Annotated in this window: 1 pseudogene; it reads left to right on the top strand. The window is 71.6% G+C overall.

Annotated elements, in window-relative coordinates:
* Positions 1 to 3,628, top strand: a pseudogene (locus AB0O11_RS39155) (hypothetical protein); the annotation flags it as partial.

Genomic DNA, 3,628 nt, shown 5'->3' with positions numbered 1-3,628 from the left:
GACGTGGCGGGCCGGGGTCTGGGGGACCGGCTGGCGGGGCCGGAGCTGGTACGGAAGGCGGCCGGTGGTCTCCTGGGCGGGGCGATCGGCGGCGAGGGCGGCGCGGTGGTCTCCACCGCGTGGGAGGGCGGCGTGTGGGATCCGGAGGTGTTCGCCCTGGCCGCGGCCGCCGGGGCCGGGACCGGCGCACTCGGCGGCGCCGCCCACCACGGCATGCGGCTCATCCACGCCATGGAGTCACCGACGTCGGCCTTGGCCCGCAAGGGACTTGACGCGGCCACAGTTCACGGGCGCGAGACCCGCTCCGCTCCGGAGCCCGACCGCCTGTCCCCCGACCTGACGACCCCGCGGCAGCAGCCCCGCGCCGTCGCCACCGAAGGCGAGGCCCCGAAGGACCACCAGGCCCCCCTGCCCGCCGCCGAACCCCCCACCGCCACGCAGCGCCGCTACCCCCTCGGCCACCCCGGCCGTGAACCCGGCTGGGACGAACACGTACGCACCGCCCGCAGCCGCCCGCTGGTCCAGCACGTCACACACATCACCGACACCGCTCTGGACGCCTGGTGGAACGCACTGCCCAGGCGCCACCGCGACCGCCTGCTCACCGCGGTGAACAACACCGCCGACCCCGCCCCGCTCCCCGGCGAGACACCGGACGCCCTGCGCCACTTCACCCGCCGGGCCGCCCTCGCCGGCGACCTCGCCGCACGCGGCCTCTACGACCTCGGACAGCACCGCTTCACCACCGAAACACCCACCCTTCCCCCCACCACCCCACCCACCCACATCGACCACGCCTACCGCGAAGCCTTCCACCGCGGCGCCAGCCTCTTCGCCGTCTCAGAAAACCGCCTACGCGTCGGCCTGTTCGGCGCAGGCCCCGACCACCCCGAACACCCCGAACACTCCACGCACCCCCACGACGCGACCGCCATCGCAGGCCCCTCCCACACCACGCCCACCCCTACCAGCGGGGACACCGCCGCTGGCCCGTCCCAGCCCCGCTCCGGCACGAGCACCGAGCCCGGTCACCCCGGGCACAGCGGCCCGGACCCGATGCGGACGGACCCGCTCCCGGGCCGCGTCCCCACCGAGGCTCTCGGCAGTGGACCATCGGTCCACGAACTGGTGGCACACCTGCACCACAAGGCGCAGGAAGCCGGGACACCGGACTCCGTCACCATCACACCGGCGACCCTGGGCCCGGACCTGTTCGGCCGACGGACGCCCGCGCCCACCCGCGATTTCCTCGTCGGCCACGACTACCACGGTCTGTCCCCCGAGCAGACTCTGTGCCTGTACGACAAGCTCGACCTGCTGGCCCCCACTCCGCAGCACCACGAGATGGACCCGAACAGTTGGGACCTGAGCGCCTACCACGACAAGGTCGTACGTCCCCGCCCAGGGAGGCGCTACCTCACGGACTGGGCGCCCAGATCCGGCGACGCCCCGCTGCCCGAGCGGGTTCTCCAGGGAATCCCGAAGATCTCGTACTCGATCTGGTTCGGCTCCGTCCTGCGCCCCGAGGGTCACAGCAAGTTGTTCTGGGAGCGTCTTGCGGAGAGCACCCGGCGCAACCCCGACCTCACCTTCGTCCACCTCACCGAGATCACCCGTGAGGAAGTCCGTACCGCCCTCGCCCAGCACACCCGGCCCGACGACGCACGCCAGAGCGACATCTGGGACCTGGCCCACTGGGCCAAGGACCACGGCATCCGGTTGGTCAACGTCCACGAGCGCTACCACCACGGCCAGCCGATGATCGCCCACGACGCCTTCCTCGACCGGCTGAACCACCACAACGGCCCCGGCTACGCCGCCGCTTCCGACATCGTCCGCCTGAACCTGCTCGAAGGCGGCGGCTTGTACCTGGACGGCAACAAGCTGCTCCTCCCCGACGGCAACGTCTTCCAGGACGTCGCCGAAAGCGATGCCGGGTTCTCCTACACGCGCGAGGCCGGCAACGGCGGGTTCCTCACCCTCCCCGGCCACCCGTTCTTCCGCACCCTGCTGGACAACGTCGTCGCCGCGTACGCCAAGGACGAGCCCGGTCTCTTCCGCGACTCCGCGGCCTACCAGGGGCACCGCAGCCTCTGGAACCTCAACCTCCGCAGTCCCGTCGTGGAACTCGCCGGCCCCTTCGCCGTCCGGCGGACCCTGATCTCCTTCGGCTGGTACCTGGTCGACGAGAACCACCCGTTCGGCCTGACTCGCGACCCGAAACCGCAGCAGCTGAAGCACGACGACTCCCACCAGGGCAGCTGGCTGATCTCCTCGGAGCCCGCGCGCCACCAGCTGCGGCCCGACGAGATTCCCGGCCTCGTCGCCGACACCGTCCAGGTCCTCGTCAACAGCATCGCCAACACGCGCGGCACCCTCGACCTCGTCGGGATCGAGGCCCTCGTCAAGTCGCTGCCCGACCCGCACAGTGCGCTGGAAGCGGCCCTGACCTACATCGCCTCCCACGAGGACCTGCGCACCCGCGTCACCGGCTTCTTCGGCACGCACTGGAAGGAGCTCACGCCCGACGGCAAGCGGACCAAGATGACGGAGCTCACGGACTTCAGTCTGTTGGACGTCGCCAAGCGCTTCCTGTACCCGGTGGACCTGCCGCAGCTGATCGGCGACGAGAACGGCCTGTGGCTCTGCGACAAGATCGCCACCAGGGCCGTCCTCCTCGCCCCCGGCACCCACGAACCCGGCCCCGAGGATCTCGCCCGGGCCCGCGCCGCCACGCGCCCCGACGACTTCGGGCTCCACCGCCAGCCCACCGACCCCTGGCCCGACCACCTCACGGCCGAAGCGAAGAGGCATCTGTCCGGTGCCGGCCTCGGAGCCGACGAGCACGAGCTCGCCCGGCAGGCGATCGACTTCGTCGCCCGCAACGACGGCTCGAGCCTCCGCGTCCAGGACTGGCACCCCGAGCACCTGCGTTCCTACCGTCAGGACACCGCCCGGCTGCTCGGCCTGCACTACCACGATCCCGACAGGCCACTTCCCTTCGCCGAGGAAGGCCGGCTCCTGTACACCCATCGCGTGAAGGCCGACTACGGCATCACTCTGCCCCAGATTCGCCCGGCGGTGTTCGCCGCGGCCACCCGGGCCGTCGCCCACGCCCTCAGCATGGATGCCCCGGCCCGGCACACCACCCTGAGCAACCAGCACGAGCACCGGGCCGAGCACCGGGCCGAGCAGGTGAGCCCATCGGCCCCGGCCCTGCCCGCACACCCGGTGAATCCATCGAAATCGCACAACTCTCCGACCCCGGCAGGGAGTTCCAAGCCCAGCCGGCAGGCGGGTGGGAAGACGCCGTTGCACTCGGACCCGATCTGGGCCGCCCGGATCAGCAGGGCCAGGCAGCACCCGCGAGTGCGGACGGTCAACGCACTCACGGACGAGGAGATCGCGGCGTGGTGGGAACTGCTTCCCCCCACCGCCGCGAACCGGCTCGGCATCCTGGCCAACAACGCGGCCGACTTCACCCGGCTGCAGCCGGGGACCGGCGACAGCCTGCCACTCCGACGGCGCCTGATGTTCGCCGGCGCGTTCTCCCTCCTGAGCATGTGGAAGCCCGACGAGGCGATCAGCACCACCGACCTGCTGCGAGGTGTGCACGAGCTGACGCCCG

It is taken from the genome of Kitasatospora sp. NPDC093102, assembly GCF_040683915.1.
GTDB lineage: Bacteria > Actinomycetota > Actinomycetes > Streptomycetales > Streptomycetaceae > Kitasatospora.
Note: the sequence above shows the minus strand (reverse complement) of the source record. Positions and strands in the feature narration are given on the sequence as shown.